At 35.5% G+C, this 18,137-nt stretch carries 18 protein-coding genes and 1 other annotated feature; all 18 genes read right to left on the reverse strand.

What is annotated here, in order from left to right; all coding sequences use genetic code 11:
• Positions 1 to 100 precede the first annotated feature (100 nt).
• Positions 101 to 3,652, reverse strand: coding sequence for a DNA-directed RNA polymerase subunit beta (gene rpoB, locus MHB47_RS11695; protein WP_002508569.1), 3,552 nt, complete (start codon positions 3,650 to 3,652; stop codon positions 101 to 103).
• Positions 3,653 to 3,851: 199 nt separating this feature from the next.
• The gene (locus MHB47_RS11700; protein ID WP_340756842.1) at positions 3,852 to 4,460 is read right to left on the reverse strand and encodes a class I SAM-dependent methyltransferase; all 609 of its coding nucleotides are present in this window, start codon (positions 4,458 to 4,460) and stop codon (positions 3,852 to 3,854) included.
• 259 nt (positions 4,461 to 4,719) lie between these two features.
• Positions 4,720 to 5,088 (reverse strand): 50S ribosomal protein L7/L12, encoded by a 369-nt coding sequence (rplL, locus tag MHB47_RS11705; protein ID WP_002508571.1) that lies wholly within the window; start codon positions 5,086 to 5,088, stop codon positions 4,720 to 4,722.
• 40 nt (positions 5,089 to 5,128) lie between these two features.
• Positions 5,129 to 5,638 carry a 50S ribosomal protein L10 gene (rplJ, locus tag MHB47_RS11710; protein ID WP_002508572.1) on the reverse strand — a complete coding sequence of 170 codons (510 nt, stop codon included), beginning with the start codon at positions 5,636 to 5,638 and terminating at the stop codon, positions 5,129 to 5,131.
• Between the two features lie 62 nt (positions 5,639 to 5,700).
• Positions 5,701 to 5,848: a sequence feature (ribosomal protein L10 leader region), on the reverse strand.
• Between the two features lie 85 nt (positions 5,849 to 5,933).
• Positions 5,934 to 6,629, reverse strand: coding sequence for a 50S ribosomal protein L1 (gene rplA, locus MHB47_RS11715; RefSeq protein WP_002508573.1), 696 nt, complete (start codon positions 6,627 to 6,629; stop codon positions 5,934 to 5,936).
• A 231-nt stretch (positions 6,630 to 6,860) separates the two neighbouring features.
• Positions 6,861 to 7,283, reverse strand: a complete 423-nt coding sequence (rplK, locus tag MHB47_RS11720) for a 50S ribosomal protein L11 (RefSeq protein WP_002508574.1) — start codon at positions 7,281 to 7,283, stop codon at positions 6,861 to 6,863.
• Between the two features lie 398 nt (positions 7,284 to 7,681).
• Positions 7,682 to 8,230, reverse strand: coding sequence for a transcription termination/antitermination protein NusG (gene nusG / locus MHB47_RS11725; RefSeq protein ID WP_002508575.1), 549 nt, complete (start codon positions 8,228 to 8,230; stop codon positions 7,682 to 7,684).
• Positions 8,231 to 8,244: 14 nt separating this feature from the next.
• The gene (secE, locus tag MHB47_RS11730; RefSeq protein ID WP_002484168.1) at positions 8,245 to 8,424 is read right to left on the reverse strand and encodes a preprotein translocase subunit SecE; all 180 of its coding nucleotides are present in this window, start codon (positions 8,422 to 8,424) and stop codon (positions 8,245 to 8,247) included.
• Positions 8,425 to 8,554: 130 nt separating this feature from the next.
• A complete protein-coding gene (rpmG, locus tag MHB47_RS11735) occupies positions 8,555 to 8,698 on the reverse strand; it encodes a 50S ribosomal protein L33 (RefSeq protein ID WP_002508576.1) in 144 nt (47 codons plus the stop codon).
• A 137-nt stretch (positions 8,699 to 8,835) separates the two neighbouring features.
• Positions 8,836 to 9,405: a sigma-70 family RNA polymerase sigma factor gene (locus tag MHB47_RS11740; RefSeq protein ID WP_340756844.1), complete on the reverse strand. Its 570-nt coding sequence runs from the start codon at positions 9,403 to 9,405 to the stop codon at positions 8,836 to 8,838.
• Positions 9,406 to 9,476: 71 nt separating this feature from the next.
• Entirely contained in the window at positions 9,477 to 10,001 is a 525-nt protein-coding gene (locus MHB47_RS11745) for an NYN domain-containing protein (RefSeq protein ID WP_002508578.1), read from the reverse strand.
• Complete coding sequence (gene rlmB / locus MHB47_RS11750; RefSeq protein WP_002508579.1) at positions 9,998 to 10,747, reverse strand: 23S rRNA (guanosine(2251)-2'-O)-methyltransferase RlmB; 750 nt, start codon at positions 10,745 to 10,747, stop codon at positions 9,998 to 10,000. Before rlmB ends, MHB47_RS11745 begins: the two co-directional genes overlap by 4 nt.
• Before the next feature lie 7 nt (positions 10,748 to 10,754).
• A complete protein-coding gene (locus tag MHB47_RS11755) occupies positions 10,755 to 11,141 on the reverse strand; it encodes a Mini-ribonuclease 3 (RefSeq protein WP_002508580.1) in 387 nt (128 codons plus the stop codon).
• Position 11,142: 1 nt separating this feature from the next.
• On the reverse strand, positions 11,143 to 12,543 hold the full coding sequence (gene cysS / locus MHB47_RS11760; RefSeq protein WP_340756846.1) for a cysteine--tRNA ligase: 1,401 nt from the start codon (positions 12,541 to 12,543) through the stop codon (positions 11,143 to 11,145).
• Positions 12,527 to 13,168, reverse strand: a complete 642-nt coding sequence (cysE, locus tag MHB47_RS11765) for a serine O-acetyltransferase (protein WP_031266086.1) — start codon at positions 13,166 to 13,168, stop codon at positions 12,527 to 12,529. The genes cysS and cysE overlap by 17 nt, the downstream gene beginning before the upstream one ends.
• A gap of 346 nt (positions 13,169 to 13,514) precedes the next feature.
• Positions 13,515 to 14,972, reverse strand: coding sequence for a glutamate--tRNA ligase (gene gltX / locus MHB47_RS11770; RefSeq protein ID WP_002508583.1), 1,458 nt, complete (start codon positions 14,970 to 14,972; stop codon positions 13,515 to 13,517).
• A gap of 449 nt (positions 14,973 to 15,421) precedes the next feature.
• Positions 15,422 to 16,480 carry a PIN/TRAM domain-containing protein gene (locus tag MHB47_RS11775; protein WP_021339719.1) on the reverse strand — a complete coding sequence of 353 codons (1,059 nt, stop codon included), beginning with the start codon at positions 16,478 to 16,480 and terminating at the stop codon, positions 15,422 to 15,424.
• A gap of 73 nt (positions 16,481 to 16,553) precedes the next feature.
• Positions 16,554 to 17,930 (reverse strand): DNA repair protein RadA, encoded by a 1,377-nt coding sequence (radA, locus tag MHB47_RS11780; RefSeq protein ID WP_340756848.1) that lies wholly within the window; start codon positions 17,928 to 17,930, stop codon positions 16,554 to 16,556.
• Positions 17,931 to 18,137 lie beyond the last annotated feature (207 nt).

Genomic DNA, 18,137 nt, shown 5'->3' on the forward strand with positions numbered 1-18,137 from the left:
TTGATTGCTCTATATCAATAATGGAATAACCAAGATTAAGGCAAATACGAACATGTATTGTACCTTAACTTGGTGTATTCTTTTATAAACTTAAATGCAATTAGTCTGTAATTTCTTTCTGTGATTGTGGCGCTTCTTTTTGTTGAAGATCCACTTTACGTTCAACGACATCATCATCTTCATTGTCTTGCATGTCAATTTCATTGTCATGCTCGTCCATAATCTTAACGTCTAACCCTAAACTTTGTAATTCTTTCATCAATACTCTGAATGATTCAGGAACACCTGGTTTAGTGATATTTTCACCTTTAACAATAGATTCATATGTTTTCACACGACCTACTGTATCATCGGATTTGTAAGTTAAGATTTCTTGAAGTGTATATGCAGCACCGTATGCTTCAAGTGCCCATACTTCCATCTCACCGAAACGTTGTCCACCAAATTGTGCTTTACCACCAAGTGGTTGTTGCGTAACAAGTGAGTAAGGTCCTGTTGAACGTGCGTGTAATTTATCGTCAACCATGTGAGCAAGTTTCAGCATGTACATTACACCAACTGAAATTCTGTTATCAAATGGTTCACCTGTACGTCCGTCATATAATACCGTCTTACCGTCACGAGCCATACCAGCTTCTTCAATTGTTGACCATACATCATCATCACTCGCACCATCAAATACTGGTGAAGCAACGTGAATACCTAAGTTTTTAGCAGCCATACCTAAGTGTAGCTCTAATACTTGTCCGATATTCATACGTGATGGAACACCAAGTGGGTTCAACATGATATCGATTGGCGTACCGTCTGGTAAATAAGGCATATCTTCTTCAGGAACAAGTTTAGAAATTACACCCTTGTTACCATGTCGACCACACATTTTGTCACCAACGTGTATTTTACGTTTTTGAACGATATAAACACGAACTAATTGGTTAACACCTGGAGATAATGTGTCGTCTCCTTCTTCACGGTTAAAGACTTTAACATCTAGAACAATACCACCTGCACCATGAGGTACGCGTAATGATGTATCGCGAACTTCACGTGCTTTTTCACCGAAGATTGCATGTAGTAAACGTTCTTCTGCAGTTAACTCTGTTACACCTTTAGGCGTTACTTTACCGACTAAGATGTCACCATCATTAACTTCAGCACCTACGTATACAATACCGCGGTCATCTAAGTTTTTAAGTGCACTATCTGAAACGTTAGGAATATCACGAGTGATTTCTTCAGGTCCTAGTTTTGTATCACGTGCTTCAGATTCATACTCTTCAATATGAATAGAAGTGTATACGTCATCTTTAACTAGACGTTCACTCATGATTACAGCATCCTCGTAGTTATAACCGTCCCAAGTCATGAAACCAACAACTAAGTTTCTACCTAACGCCATTTCACCAAGTTCCATTGAAGGACCGTCAGCTAAAATTTCGCCTTTAGTCACTACATCGCCAGTAGCAATGATAGGTCTTTGGTTATAACATGTACCAGTATTTGAACGTTTGAACTTAGCTAATGGATAGCGATCTAATTCGCCTTCATATTCTTGACCATCTTCTTCAATAAGTCGACGTACAAGAATTTCATTAGATTCAACGTGTTCAACACGGCCTTTATGTTTTGCAACAATTGCTGCACCAGAGTCACGTGCTGCCACGTGCTCCATACCAGTACCTACGAATGGTGATTCAGGATTCATCAATGGCACTGCTTGACGTTGCATGTTTGCACCCATCAATGCACGGTTAGAGTCATCGTTTTCTAAGAAAGGAATACATGCTGTCGCAGCAGAAACAACTTGTTTAGGTGAAACATCCATGTAGTCCATTTTTTCTTTAGCCATAACTGTGTTATTACCACGGAAACGACAAACAACTTCGTCTTCTACGAAACGACCATTTTCATCTAATACAGAGTTTGCTTGAGCTACTACATAGCTGTCTTCTTCGTCAGCTGTTAAGTAGTCAATTTGGTCTGTGATTGAATGTGTTTCAAGATCTACTTTACGGTAAGGTGTTTCAATGAAACCAAATTCATTCACACGCGCATAACTAGATAGTGAGTTGATAAGTCCGATATTCGGACCCTCTGGTGTTTCGATCGGACACATACGACCATAGTGAGAATAGTGAACGTCACGTACTTCCATTTGAGCACGTTCACGTGTTAAACCGCCGGGTCCTAATGCTGATAAACGACGTTTATGTGTTAACTCGGCTAATGGGTTAGCTTGGTCCATGAATTGTGATAATTGAGAGCTACCAAAGAATTCTTTAATAGATGCAATAACAGGACGAATATTGATTAATTGTTGAGGCGTAACAGAATCAGTGTCTTGGATAGACATTCTTTCACGTACAACACGTTCCATTCTTGATAAACCAATACGGAATTGATTTTGTAATAGTTCCCCTACTGAACGTAGACGACGATTACCTAAATGGTCAATATCATCTGTAAAGCCAATACCACTTAACAAGTTAAAGAAGTATGACATTGATGCAATAATATCTGCTGGTGTAATGCATTTCACTTCTGAATCAGGGAAAGCATTACCAATCACTGTAGTTGTACGTCCTTCTTCATCGTTCGGAACGTATACTTTGATTGATTGAATCTCAACAGGTTCATCAATAACAGTACCTTCTAATTCAAAGACTTCACTGTTTGCATTTGCTTCTAGTACATCCATAACCTCATCTAAGTTACGACGATCTAAGACTGTACCTTCTTCAGCTACAATTTCACCTGTTTCAGTATTAACAATTGGTTCAGCTAATTTCTGATTGAATAAACGGTGTTTCAAATGAAGTTTTTTATTCGCTTTGTAACGACCTACACTAGCTAAGTCATAACGTTTCGGATCAAAGAAACGAGAATATAATAAGCTCTTAGCATTTTCAACTGTAGGCGGTTCGCCAGGGCGTAAACGCTCATAAATTTCTAATAATGCTTGATCAGTATTTTCAGTACCATCTTTTTCTAAAGTATTACGTAAGTACTCGTTTTCACCTAAAAGATCAACGATTTCTTGATCAGTTGAGAAACCTAAAGCACGTAATAATACTGTTAATGGTAATTTTCTTGTTCTATCAATACGTACATAAACAACATCTTTCGCATCAGTTTCATATTCTAACCATGCACCACGGTTAGGAATAATTGTTGCATCGAAGTTTGTACGACCATTTTTATCTAGTTTTTCATTGAAGTATACGGATGGTGAACGAACTAATTGTGAAACGATTACACGTTCAGCACCATTTATTACGAATGTACCTGTATCTGTCATTAATGGGAAATCGCCCATAAATACTTCTTGCTCTTTCACTTCGCCAGTTTCTTTGATGATTAGACGTACTTTTACACGTAGAGGTGCAGAATACGTTGTATCACGGTTTTTTGATTCTTCTAAATCATATTTCGGTTCTCCGAGTCTATAATCTACAAACTCTAAAGAAAGATTGCCTGTGAAATCTTCAATCGGAGAAATGTCTCTAAACATTTCTAATAAACCTTCTTCTAAGAACCACTCGTAAGACTCAGTCTGAATCTCAATTAAATTCGGTAATTCTAATACCTCTGAAATTCTCGCATAGTTTCTACGTTTACGATGTCTTCCATATTGGACAAATTGACCTGCCAAACAGATTCACCCCTCAAAAATTGCGTGTTTACTTTTACTAAATGAGCCAATATAATGAGATAAAAAGAAAACGGTAGCATACCAAATGACACCATTTTCCATTTTACCTCATATACATTGTTCATTTACACGTAAAAGTACACACTTATTGAACATAAATTTTTACATTCTATTACTATATCAGATTGATACTTTTAAATCAAGCTTTCGTGCTTCTTAAAATGTAGTAACCTTTGTCTTTTGCTAAGACTTCTACATTGTTAAAAGTGTCTTGCATTTTTTGCTTTGCTGATGGCATGCCTTGTTTTTTTTGAATTACGACATACAGCGCGCCACCTTGTTTCAATACTTTATATGCGTCTTCTAAAATGCTGTGAACGACTTTTTTTCCTGCTCTAATCGGTGGATTAGTCAGCATAAAATCATACGCGTCAGTTTCTACCTGTGATAAACCATCACTTTCTTTGATTTCCACATTGTCTATACGGTTCTTTTTTCTGTTTTTTCTTGATAATGATAGTGCACGCTGATTAACATCAACCATCGTCACTTCATGATGCGGGGAAGTTTTTGCAATCATTAAACCGATAGGGCCATAACCACAACCAACATCCAAGATGCGTTTAGTAGGGCCAGGAGGATATGCTTTCAAAAAAGTTTTTACTAATAAATCTGATCCAAAGTCAATCTTTCCTTTTGAAAAGACGCCCGAATCTGTTACTAGCTCTAATTTACAGTTATCGTAGGAGTACGTAAAAAGCAACTCATTACTTTCTACTTCAGGATTTTCATCATAATAATGACTCATGACTACACCTCTTTTAATCTAATTCTTCTTAGATTAATACTATACCCATGTTATATGTCACATTGTGGTCGAACCACAGTAACGACCATAGATATAGATCAAATAAGATAAAACCCCGTTATACTAATAACGGGGTTTTCATTTCTCAAAGATTTCAGATAAAATACATTTCACTTAAAATCAGCGTACCGAAGTAGCGATGCATTAAGCTGCTTGTATCATCTTCACTATATAATTATTAACTGTTAGACAGCAAAAATTATTTGATTTCTACTGTAGCGCCAGCTTCTTCTAAAGTTGCTTTAAGTTCTTCAGCGTCTTCTTTAGCTAGTCCTTCTTTGATTACTTTAGGAGCATCGTCAACTAAACCTTTAGCGTCTTTTAATCCAAGACCAGTTGCTTCTTTAACAGCTTTAACAACTTTGATTTTAGATGATCCAGCTGATGTTAATTCAACGTTGAATTCAGTTTGTTCAGCTTCAGCGTCTCCGCCACCTGCTGCGCCTGCTGCTGCTACTGGAGCTGCTGCAGTTACACCAAATTCTTCTTCAATTGCTTTTACTAAGTCGTTTAATTCTAAAACTGACATTTCTTTGATTGCTTCAATGATTTGTTCTTGATTAGCCATTTTAATATTCCTCCATTAATTGTTATTAGTTTATGCGCAATTATTCAGCGCTTTCTTCTTTTCCTTCTTGTTCTTCTCCAATTGCTTTAACCGCATAAGCGAAGTTGCGTACTGGAGCTTGTAATACTGATAAAAGCATAGAAACAAGACCGTCGTGTGATGGTAATGTACCAACAGTGTTAACTTGCTCTGCTGAGATAACATTGCCTTCCATAACACCTGTTTTAACTTCTAATGCTTTATGTTCTTTAGCGAATCCCGCGATTACTTTCGCTGGAGCAACTACATCTTCAGTTGAAGTTGCGATTGCTGTAGGACCTACTAAGAATTCGTTTAACCCGTCAATTCCAGCTTGTTCAGCTGCACGGCGAACCATAGTGTTTTTGTAAACTTTATACTCAACACCAGCTTCACGTAATTGCGAACGTAATTCAGTTACTTCAGCAACGCTTAGACCACGATAGTCAACGATAACTGTAGATACTGAGTTTTTAAGTTGTTCTGCAATGATATCAACTTGTTGTTGTTTTGCATCGATGATAGCAGACATTTAGACACCTCCATAGATTTAGTTTGGTGCTTTTTATCTTGAGTTATTGTCCTTATAAACATTACTCAATAAAAAAAGCACTTTCTACCCGTGGCAAAAAGTGCTTGAAAGATCTAAATTCTTCACGTTCAAGTCAATTTTAGCCTCGGCAGGATATAATTTTAAGTTATCACTAACTCCTACTGTCTTAGGTAAAATAATACATTAACCAATATAACTGGTTTCATGTGTTATGTCAATATTTATTTAAGGCTGAAAGCAAGACTTTCAGCCTTAAAATATTTTATGTTAAAAATTATAGTTTAAAGCCTGATGTGTCAACTTTAACTCCAGGACCCATTGTTGTTGTTACAGCAACAGATTTGAAGTAAGTACCTTTAGCTGATGCAGGTTTTAATTTAGTTAAAACGTCTTGTAAAGTTCTGAAGTTTTCAACTAATTTTTCAGTATCAAATGATGTTTTACCAATTGATGCATGAACGATACCTGATTTTTCAGCACGGTATTCAACTTTACCAGCTTTGATTTCTTCAACTGCTTTAGTAACATCCATAGTTACTGTTCCAGTTTTAGGGTTTGGCATTAAACCTTTAGGTCCTAATACGCGACCAAGTTTACCAACTTCGCCCATCATGTCTGGTGTAGCTACTACTACGTCGAAATCAAACCAACCTTGTTGGATTTTTTCTACGTATTCACCTTCACCAACGAAATCAGCACCTGCTGCTTCTGCTTCAGCTGCTTTTTCGCCTTTTGCGAATACTAATACACTTTGTGATTTACCAGTACCGTTTGGAAGCACTACTGCTCCACGGATTTGTTGATCATTTTTACGTGTATCAATACCTAAACGGAATGCTACTTCAACTGATGCGTCAAAGTTAGCAATGCTTGTTTCTTTAGCTAATGCAATCGCTTCTTCAACACTGTAGTGTTTTTCACGATCGATTTTGCTAGCTACTTCTTGATATCTTTTGCTTTTTTTAGCCATTTCATGTTCCTCCTTCAGTGGTTTTAGCGGAATTCCCTCCCACATTTACTTGTTTTCACAAGTTAAGAGCAGATAACAGAGAGGTTTAATTGTATTTTATCGTTGGAATGAACTTCCTTAATAAATGACATTTATTCCTCATATTACGACAATATTGAATGCTGTCATCATGTTTGTCTTTTCTGTCATCTGCTTCTATCGTCAATCTATGTTTTCATTACTGATTTTTAATTATTGAACTGTAATACCCATACTACGAGCAGTACCTTCGATAATACGCATAGCTGCTTCTTCGTCTGCAGCGTTTAAATCTTGCATTTTTTGGTTTGCAATTTCACGTACTTGATCTTTAGTTACTGTTGCTACTTTGTTTTTATTAGGTTCGCCTGAACCTTTTTCAACGCCAGCAGCTTTTTTAAGTAGTACTGGAGCCGGTGGTGTTTTTGTAATAAATGTAAATGAACGATCTTCATAAACACTAATTTCTACCGGTATGATTAAACCTACGTCTTCTTGTGTACGTGCGTTGAATTCCTTACAGAATCCCATAATATTCACACCTGCTTGACCTAATGCCGGACCAACTGGTGGTGCTGGATTTGCTTTACCTGCAGGAATTTGTAATTTAACTACTTTTTCTACTTTTTTAGCCACGATGTGCACCTCCTTGATATCGTGATGTGGTCACAGGACTCAATTTTGTCCTCCCACTCTTCTACATTTCGTGACGAAATGAACGCTCTATGAGCGCGACCACAGTATTATACCATTAACCCGTTTGATAACGCAATGGTAAAGTGTAACTTTTTTATAGAACCTCTAATCACTTTAGTGATTAGAGGTTCTTAATGCATTAGCTTTAGCTAATGTAATCCTCAAAACATTTATCACTTTAGTGATTAGATCTTCTTATGCATGAGCTTTAGCTAATGTAATCCTCAAAACTTTCATCATTTTAGTGATTAGAAGTTCTTAATGCATGTAAAGTGACTCTTCTCGCTTTAGCGAGATTAGTATGTCACTTATGCAAGTGCCTTAGCACTTGTAATCATTTACAGTTTTTCAACTTGATCAAATTCTACTTCTACTGGTGTTTCTCTACCAAACATGTCTACGAGAACAGTAAGTTTGAATTTATCAGCCTCAATTTCTTGAACTTCGCCAACTTGATTAGCGAATGGACCTGATTTAACTCTCACTTGTTCACCTAAATCTAATTGAACATCAATTGTTTTCTCTTTCATGCCCATTTGTTTAAGGATGAAACGTGCTTCATCTGGAAGCAATGGGTTAGGTTTAGATCCAGAACCAGCTGAACCAACAAATCCTGTTACGCCAGGTGTATTTCTCACAATATACCATGATTCATCTGTCATCACTAATTCAACTAATACATAACCAGGAAATGTTTTTTTAGTTAATGTTTTGGCTTTACCATCTTTAACTTGTGTTTCTTCCTCTTCCGGTATAACTACTCTGAATATTTTTTCTGTCATATTCATAGATTCAACACGTTTTTCTAAATTCTTTTTAACTTTATTCTCATAACCAGAATAAGTATGCACAGCATACCAACGCTTTGCGTCAACTTCTTCAGACATGTCGTCACTCCTATCTATTTAATTAACTCTATAATTCTACCAATTCCTAAGTCTAAGGCATAGAAGAACACTAAGAAAAATACTACTGTAGCTACAACAATGACTGTGTACTTAAATAATTCTTCTTTCGTTGGCCAACTTGTCTTTTCCATTTCTGACTTTACGCCTTGGAAGAAATTTTCTTTTTTAGCCATTAACAAGACCTCCGTATTATTTCGTTATTCCTTATTTGCTTATTCCATACAACAAATCAAGCAAATACAATACTCTCAACTTAGTTGGAAAGATATATTCACTCAACTGATTACTTAATATGTCATCTTATTATTTTGATTCCTTGTGCATCGTATGTGCATTACATCTCGGACAATGTTTTTTTAATGTCATTCTAGATGTAAGGTTACTTTGTTTCGGAACATTATAATTTCTACTGCCACAGACTTCACAATTCAGTGGTACTTTTTTCATTAGACTTCACCTTACTCATTATAATACCAATCTACTATACAGAACTTCTGAGTCAATTGTCAATTGTCAGCAATCCACTCAAACATGCTATTTTCGTGATACTGGCACTACATACAACTTGGTTTCAATACATATTTTCATTTTTCCAAACAACGTCTTATCTTTATTTTACAACGATGTATGGCATTGTAAACTACTTTGGTGTTTAAATTTAAAATTTGTGCAATTTCCTGTGGTTTATAGTCTATTAAAATATAACTTATAATACGTTGTTCTAAATCGGTTAGTCTTTTCAAGCACTGCTTTAATTGCGAAGATATTTCCCGTGCAATGATGTATTTGTCTATAGGTTGTTCAGATTTTGAATTATTATAAGTAACTATAAATTCATTCACAAGCACTTCTTGACGGCGTTGTGTATACATTTTTTTGCGTATATAATCATTTTTTACATTTTTTATGACGCAATTGACATAATGTTCTAAAGGTGTCGCTTCTGTAAAATCAAAACGGCTTAATACACTATACAATTTCAAAAGTACTTCTTGGCATAAATCTTCTTTGTCACTCGGGTGCACTGAAAAATGATTTAATCTTTTATTAATCAATGGTGTAATTTCATCAATGATTTGTTCCACATCAATTTCATTTTGGAATCGATTCTTCGAATAAGTTGTACATTCTTTGTTGTGAATTCTATCAAACATGTCCGTAATCCTTTCCTTAAAGTAAGCATAGGATACAGAGTTTGCTATAAAAAAATCAAGGTGCAAAATAGTTATTTGTGATTATCTCCACGTCTTAATTTTTCAAATTCTTTAAGAATCTCATGAGAGAGCTCGATTCGTGTTCGTGGCTTTTGTTCGTTGAAGCCATCGAGCTCTTTAGATACAGATACTTCGTTCTCTCTTAAGTCTCTCCACATCTCTCTTGAAGATATACGATAAGCTCCCGCACCGAATATCGCATGCTGTTCACTCATATCACTCGTGACAACCGTAATATGTCTAGTATGTTTCTCGTATAAATCATAGACATAACGTTCTATATAACTGTCTGCCGTTTCTTTTTCTTTTGTGAATATCGTTTTAACCCCGTGGTACATATATTCTGTAGGTGGGCCGGATTGTTCATAAGCATCAAAAACGCAGACAACTTCATCAGCTATTACAGCATTGTAATTCGCTATAGCTGTAAGTAATTGATCACGTGCTTCCTCGAGATTGTCTTTTGCTATTCGACTTAAGTCCTGCGATTGCCCTATCATATTATAACCATCAATGATTAAGTAACGATCCTTCATCTCTTATCTCCAATCTGATGACGTTTGCGGTAAACCTCATACATCATCAGACTTGCTGCTACTGACGCATTTAAACTATTAACATGACCAACCATAGGAATATTGATATAGAAGTCACATTTATCTTTTACTAAACGGCTCATACCTTGTCCTTCGCTTCCAATCACAATCGCTAAAGGCATAGCTGCATCCATTTCTCTATAATCCGTTGAATTCTCCGCTTCAGTACCAACAACCCAATAACCATTGTCTTTTAAAGTATCAATTGTATTAGCTAAGTTCGTCACACGAATAACAGGTATGTGCTCTATTGCACCTGTAGAGGCTTTAGCTACCGTTTGTGTTAGTGCAACTGAACGTCTCTTTGGAATGATAACTGCATCCACACCTGAGGCATCAGCTGTTCTTAAAATCGATCCTAAATTATGTGGATCTTCTAAACCATCTAGTATAAGTACTGTAGATAATTTGTCTTGTGCTTTTTGCGTAACTAAAAATTCGTCGAAATCTGCATATTCATATGGTGCAATATATGCTGCGATCCCTTGATGAGGTGACTCTGACAATCCGTCTATTTTAGATTTCGGCACTGTTTGTACAATGATTTTTTGGCTATTTGCTTTTTTTAAAATTTCATTTATTTGACCTTTTTTGATAGTATCTTGAATTAAAATCTTATTAATTGTATGTCCTGAGACAATCGCTTCTTTAACTGCATGGCGACCGACTATAACTATCTCTTCCACAGTACCACTACCTTTCATCTACATTTTTTACGATACATTCTAACAATGATGTTAAACGTTCATGTTCTTTTTCTAGATATAAAAAACCAATGACGGCTTCTAATCCTGAACTTTTACGATATGTTTGTATATCTGTATTCTTCGCTTTTGTATAACTTTTAGCATTTCTACCGCGACGCACAATATCTTGTTCACTTTCAGTAAACCAATTGTTTTCCATTAAAAACTCAAGTGTCTCTGCCTGACTCTTAGCAGACACATAGCGTTTTGCTTCTTGATGTAATCGGTTAGGTTTAGCTTTCAATTTCAACACGATATATTCTCTCACGTGTTGATCTAAAACAGCATCGCCCATATATGCCAACGTCAAAGGATTCAATAATTTGTTATCCATATTAGCCACGTTTAAATCTCACACCCTGCGCTGTATCTTCTAAAATAATATTTTGTGCTTTTAAGTCATCACGAATTTCGTCTGCACGCGCAAAGTCTTTATTTTGTCTCGCCTTGTTTCTTTCTTCTATTAACGCTTCGACTTGTTCATCTAAAAGCATGTCGCTCTCTTTACCTTTAAGTGGTACACCAAGTACGTCGCTAAAAATTTCATATACTTCTTTAAAGCGTTCAATTACTGTTGTAGAAGTTGTGTTTTCTAAGATGTATTTATTAGCTAGTTTTGCTAAATCATACCATGCAGTAATTGCATTGGCTGTATTAAAATCATCATTCATTACTGTTTCAAATTGTTTTAAAATATCATCAATTGCTTCTACATATGCAGATTGATCTTCAATATTGGTCGCAATCGCTTCACGTTCTTCAATCGCTTGATAACTGTTACGTACACGCTCTAACCCACTCTTAGCTGCTTCAACAAGTTCAACATTATAATTAATTGGACTTCTATAATGTACACTAATCATAAAGAAACGTAATACATCAGGGTCGATTTGTTTTATAATATCGTGAACAAGCACGAAATTACCTAAAGACTTACTCATTTTTTCATTATCAATATTGATAAATCCATTATGCATCCAATAGTTAGCAAACGGTGCATGGTTATGTGCTTCTGATTGTGCAATTTCATTCTCATGGTGAGGGAATTGTAAATCTGTGCCACCCGCATGAATATCAATTGTTGCTCCTAGTTCATGATATGCCATTACAGAACATTCAATGTGCCAGCCTGGTCTACCTTTACCAAATGGACTATCCCAGCTTATTTCTTCTGGTTTTGCTTGTTTCCATAATGTGAAATCCAAAGCGTCTTCTTTTTGTTCACCTTGTTCTATACGAGCGCCTACCTTCAAATCATTCAATGATTGATGACTTAATTTACCGTAGTCTTCAAATTTACGTGTTCTGAAGTATACATCGCCACCGCTTTCATAAGCATTGCCTTGATCTACAAGTTCTTTAATAAACTTAATAATATCATCCATATGGTTCATGACACGTGGATTAGATGTTGCTTTTTTAACGTTTAGTGCACCTACATCTTCGTAAAAGGCGTCGATATAACGATCCGCTATCGTTTCTACAGATTCACTTAATTCTTTAGAACGCTTGATTAATTTATCGTCAACGTCAGTAAAGTTCGACACATATACCACTTCGTATCCTTGATATTCGAAATATCTTCTTACCACATCGTAATTAATTGCAGGTCTTGCATTACCAATATGAATATAATTATATACTGTTGGTCCACAAACATACATTTTAACCTTACCTGGTTCAATAGGCTCAAACGTCTCTTTTTGACGTGTTAACGTATTATATAATGTAATCATCTTGTATCTCTCCATTTCTTGTTTTCTCAAGTTGTTTTTCTAATTCTTTCAATTGTTCATAAACAGGATCTGGTAAGTTACGGTGATCGAACGTTTTACCAATACGTCTACCATCTTGCTTAACGATATGACCCGGTATACCTACGACTGTTGAATAACTTGGTACAGAATTTAACACAACTGAGTTTGCTCCTATGTTCACATTCGAATCAATTTTAATATCCCCTAGTACTTTGGCGCCCGCAGCTATTAATACATTGTCCCCTATATCAGGGTGACGTTTACCTCGTTCTTTACCAGTACCGCCTAATGTAACACCTTGATAAATCGTGACGTTATTTCCTATATTACATGTTTCTCCAATAACAACACCCATACCGTGATCAATAAATAAACGTTTGCCTATTTTAGCCCCAGGATGTATTTCAATACCTGTGAAAAAGCGTGCAACTTGCGAAATTAATCTTGCTAATATATATTTCTTCTTTTTATATAATTCATGCGCAATCAAATGACTCCACACTGCATGTATACCTGCATAAGAAGTGACAACTTCCAATGTAGTGCGCGCAGCTGGGTCTTGTTCAAACACCATGTTTACATCATCTTTTATTCTTTTCAATATCTTAAACAAGGTTGCTACCTCCTTATTAAAAAAAGCACCTCTAACTGACTTGTTAGAGGTGCTTTGCACGGTTCCACTCTTATTTTTAAATATAAGTTGATTACCTTAACCATTAGTATGGTTAAAAATATAAAACAACTTATCTTCACTCATTAAAGTTTATTTAGTTCATTAACACAAAGGTGCATTCAGCAATTTCAGTGGTGTGCTCACAGCAACCGCACACTCTCTTGACACATTTCATCGCTTACTAATCCTAAGGCCATTTCAATTTTAATAATAGGTGGTTCGATGTAATTTTTCAAGTATTTTCACCTTGAGACAATATCATCGCACGCAACCCTCTTTATTTAACGTAGTTTTTCAAACGTAGTAACACTTTTTCTTTACCTAATACTTCAATTGTATTTGGTAATTCTGGTCCATGCATTTGGCCTGTTACAGCAACACGGATTGGCATGAATAGTTGTTTACCTTTAATACCAGTTTCTTTTTGAACTTCTTTGATTGTTTTTTTAATTTCTGCCGCTTCAAATGGTTCAAGTGCTTCTAATTTTCCATATAAGTGGTTCATTAGTTCTGGTACTTGTTCACCTTCGATGATTTCTTGTTCATCGTCACCTAAAATTTGTTCGTCACGGAAGAATAGCTCAGATAAAGGAACGATTTCTCCAGCATAACTCATTTCTTTTTGATAAAGCGCAACAAGTTTACGACCCCATTCCAAATCTGCTTCGTTTGGATTTTCAGGTAGTAATTCTGCTTTGATAAGGTGTGGTAAAGCTAATTCGAATACTGTTTCAGTATCTTTTTGTTTCATATATTGGTTATTCACCCACGCTAATTTTTGCTTGTCGAAAAATGCAGGTGATTTAGATAAACGTTTTTCATCGAAGATTTTAATGAATTCTTCTTTAGAATAAACTTCTTCTTCGCCTTCTGGTGACCAGCCTAACAATGTAATAAAGTTAAATAATGCTTCCGGTAAATAACCTAAATCACGATATTGTTCGATGAATTGTAGGATTTGTCCGTCGCGTTTACTTAATTTTTTACGTTCTTCATTAACGATAAGTGACATATGCGCAAATCTAGGCGCTTCCCAACCAAACGTTTCATAAATCATTAATTGTTTTGGTGTATTAGAAATATGATCATCGCCGCGAATAACATCTGAAATTTCCATGTAGTGATCATCAATAGCTACTGCAAAATTGTACGTAGGTACGCCATCTTTTTTAACAATAACCCAGTCACCCATATTATCTGAATCAAATGAAATCTCACCTTTAACCATATCTTCAAAAGTGAACGTTGTGTCTTTAGGAACACGGAAACGAATGGCAGGTTGACGACCTTCTGCTTCGAATTGTTGACGCTCTTCTTCAGTTAAGTGTGCATGTTTCCCACCATAACGTGGCATTTCTCCACGTTTGATTTGTTGTTCACGCTCAGCTTCAAGTTCTTCTTCAGTCATATAACATTTATACGCTTTGTCTTCATCTAATAATTGCTGAATAAGCGGATTATAGATCTCGCCACGTTCTGATTGGCGATAAGGGCCGTAACCTTTATCTTTATCGACAGATTCGTCCCAATCGATGCCTAACCATTTTAAATTATCAAATTGTGAAGATTCGCCATCAGTTAGATTACGTTTACTGTCCGTATCTTCTATACGAATTACAAAATCTCCATCATAATGTTTAGCAAATAAATAGTTGAATAATGCAGTTCTTGCATTACCGATATGCAAATAACCTGTTGGACTTGGGGCATATCTAACTCTTACACGATCACTCATTATGTTCACTCCCATTTTTAATATTAATTAGTAATGTTTTTATAGCGTTTTATGTTTCATCACTTGTTACGTTCATACACACATCAAAAAAAGCTGAACGTGTATCAACTTAACTTTATGTCGTTAACAATAATAATGACGCTCAACCATTAATAAGTTTGTTATTCTACGCTTATTAATAATACCATAGCTTATAATTTTTAAAAGTATCACTATCCAAAAAACTGTGTACTTTCACACACATGCTACACACTCGTAATTCCTTTTATAGTAATACAATTTCGCTATCTATTGTAGCACTTTAAAGCTTAATATGAAATCACAGTGCTTAAATTCAAAGTGATCAGCACACAAATTTTATAAAAATTATATTCAACTATCAAAAAAAGGTTTCATGTGAAACTGTAACAATTTTAGCTACATTTCATATAAAACCTTTAGTAATTTATTTAATTAATCTTTTTTGCAAAAATAATTCTTCCTGATGACGTTTGTAATAAACTGATTACTTCTAAATCAATATACTCACCGATATGTTTCTTGGCATTATCTACAACAACCATTGTTCCATCATCTAAGTATCCAACTGCTTGTCCTGATTCTTTACCCATTTTAGTAAGTAATAAGTTAAAACGGTCACCTTGATGTACTGAAGGTTTAATCGCTTCGGATAAATCATTAACATTTAACGCTTGAATACCTTGCACATGACACACTTTATTGAGGTTGAAATCAGTAGTGATAATATGTGCTCTGTAGTGCTGTGCTAACTTAATTAACATTGCATCGATGTCACTATGAGACTTCGTCGGATGAATAATACGCGTAGGATGATTAGTATCATATAGTGAATTCAAAATATCTAACCCTCGTTGACCCTTTTCACGTTTCACACTGTCATTTGCATCAGCAACAACTTGCAATTCATTGATGACACCTTGTGGTATGAGTATTTCACCATCAATAAAACCACACTCTATAATATCTAAAATGCGACCATCTATAATAGCACTTGTATCAATAATTTTTGGCACTGCATTACGTGCGTTAATAGACATCGAGCGCGCCATATTTTCCGGGAAGAACAATAACATTTCATCACGTTTGCGTAAGCCAAATTGAAAACCGAAATAACCTAAAATAATTGTAACAATGATTGGCACAAAATGGTTCAACACATTATTACCTATAATTTGAAAAATAAATGATATCATAACAGAAATAACTAAACCGATCATCAGTCCAATTGTAGCAAACAAAATTTCTACAGCACTTTGACGCATTATAGTTTGTTCTAATTCTTTCAACGATAATGTCGCTTTTTTAATAAACCAACCAAAAATTAAAAAGAAAATAACAATACCAAGTAGTCCATTGAAATAGTTATTAGTTAATAACATATAATCACTTAACCCAGTATCCACAGCAATTTCTGGAATAAGATATACGCCTAAACTAGCGCCTAAAATAACATAACACAAAATAACAATGATTCTTATCATGTTCAAGTTATAACACCCCTTTCTCTATAAAGTTATACAGATTAAATGTTTTCTCATCTGTAAATTTTGGGAATTTAATTTATTGTTTTGTCAAAGCGTATTTTAAGGCTTCGTGAACACTTTTCACGCCAATGACCTTAATATCACTAGGGAATTGCCATCCGCCAATATTGGATTCTGGAATAATAATACGTTTAAATCCGAGTTTCTCTGCTTCCTGTACACGTTGCTCTATACGAGATACGCGTCTCACTTCTCCAGTCAGTCCAACTTCTCCTATAAAGCAATCTAAACCATCTACTGTTAGATCTTTAAAGCTTGAAGCAGTTGCCACAATGATACCTAAATCAACAGCAGGTTCTGTTAATCTTACACCACCTGCAACTTTAATATACGCATCTTGTTGTTGAAGTAAATAATTTTCTTTTTTCTCCAATACTGCCATCAACAGACTCAAACGATTGTGATCAATACCCGTTGCCATCCGTCTAGGATTATTAAATGTCGTTGGCGTAACAAGAGCTTGAACTTCTATGAGTAAGGGTCTCGTGCCTTCCATTGTAGAGACGATAGTCGAGCCAGGCACATTTGTCGAACGTTCTTCTAAAAACATCTCGGATGGGTTTTTAACACCTTTCAATCCGCTTTGTTTCATTTCAAAAATACCCATTTCATTTGTAGAACCAAAACGGTTTTTCACCGCTCTCAAAATACGATATGCATGGTGTTCGTCACCTTCGAAATAAAGTACTGTATCTACCATGTGTTCTAATAAACGTGGACCAGCAATTTGACCTTCTTTTGTTACATGTCCCACAATAAATGTTGCAATATTCATTTGTTTAGCAATGTTCATTAAGCTTTGTGTACTTTCTCTTACTTGAGACACTGAGCCTGGTGCTGAACTAATTTCCGGATGGAATATCGTTTGGATTGAGTCAACTACAAGTAAATCCGGTTTTAATTGTTTTACTGTTTCGTGAATGACTTCTAAATCAGTTTCTGCAAATACATTAAGTTCGCTTGAATCTTCATCCAATCTTTCAGCTCTTAGCTTAGTTTGATTTAATGATTCCTCACCTGTTATGTATAAGACGTTATGCGATTGTGATAGTGCCGCACATATTTGTAATAGTAATGTTGATTTCCCTATACCAGGATCTCCACCAATCAATACGAGCGAACCATTAACGATACCTCCGCCGAGCACACGATTAAATTCGTCTGACTTAGTTTTAACACGTGGTGTCGTTTCTTGTTTAATTTCATTTAACTTCTGTACTTTTGAAACGTTGTCGCGATCACGACTGCGCACGCCATGTTTTGGACTTGCCGCCTTTTGCTCAACAATTTCTTCCATTTGGTTCCAGCCACCACAATTTGGACATTTGCCCATCCATTTTGGGGACTGATAGCCACATGCCATACATTCAAAAACAACTTTCTTCTTGGCCACTATTGCACCTCCATCTTTCATTGAACAAATCTATTTTATACCTCAACCTGTTTAAAAACAAATTTTAATCTTATTTAACTCACTGCGGTCTTTACGATTAGTCTTTTCAATTACATTTACTCATACCTGTCTCTAACTTCATTTACATTAAAGCTGTTTTTATAAAATACCATGCATAGATATATACTACCAATAATATTATAAATT

It is taken from the genome of Staphylococcus sp. FSL K6-3157 (assembly GCF_038005145.1).
GTDB classification, from domain to species: Bacteria; Bacillota; Bacilli; order Staphylococcales; family Staphylococcaceae; genus Staphylococcus; species Staphylococcus equorum.